Raw genomic sequence first — 789 nt, 5'->3', positions numbered from 1 at the left:
GGTGGGGGGCTTGGGTGCCGACTCGGCCCCGGGCTCGGGTTTCTGCTCAGCCTGGGGCGTCGGCTCCGCCTTGGGTGCCGCCCCGGCTTCCGATGCTGGCGCGGCTTCCGATGCTGGCGCGGCTTCCGATGCTGGCGCGGCTTCCGATGCTGGCGCGGCTTCCGATGCTGGCGCGGCTTCCGGTACTGGCGCGGCTTCCGGTGCTGGCGCGGCTTCCGGTGCTGGCGCGGCTTCCGATGCTGGCGCGGCTTCCGATGCTGGCGCGGCTTCCGATGCTGGCGCGGCTTCCGGTACTGGCGCGGCTTCCGGTACTGGCGCGGCTTCCGATGCTGGCGCGGCTTCCGATGCTGGCGCGGCTTCCGATGCTGGCGCGGCTTCCGGTGCTGGCGCGGCTTCCGATGCTGGCGGCTTCGGCTGGGACGCGTCGTCGAACGCCGGGCGGGCCTTGTGCCACGGGGCGTCGGAGCTGACCGGGGTCGACCCAGCGGGCTTCGCCTCGGCTTCGGGCTTCGCCGGGGCGGTCGCCTCCTCAGGCTTAACCGGCGCGGTCACCTCGCCCTCAGGCCTAACCGGCGCGGTCACCTCACCCTCACGCCTAACCGGCGCCGTCACCTCACCCTCAGGCTTCGCCGCCGTCACCTCAGGCTTCGCCTCCGGCGCCGAAGGAGTTGCCTCCGGCGCCGAAGGAGTTGCCTCCGGCGTCGGGTGCTGGGATGCCGAGCCCTGGGTCACGCTGCGGGTGCGGCGTGGGCCTGGCTCTTATACACACCCGTCGGCCCCTACGAAGTG

At 73.3% G+C, this 789-nt stretch carries 1 protein-coding gene; it reads left to right on the top strand.

Translation table 11 applies throughout. The annotated features are described in order from the left end of the window. Nucleotides 1–110 precede the first annotated feature (110 nt). Complete coding sequence (locus E2651_RS45880) at nucleotides 111–470, top strand: hypothetical protein (protein WP_245239570.1); 360 nt, start codon at nucleotides 111–113, stop codon at nucleotides 468–470. Nucleotides 471–789: the final 319 nt, after the last annotated feature.

The sequence above is a fragment of the Streptomyces sp. MZ04 genome, assembly GCF_004684775.1.
Classification (GTDB): Bacteria; Actinomycetota; Actinomycetes; order Streptomycetales; family Streptomycetaceae; genus Streptomyces.
This window is presented reverse-complemented; position numbering and strand designations above follow the sequence as displayed.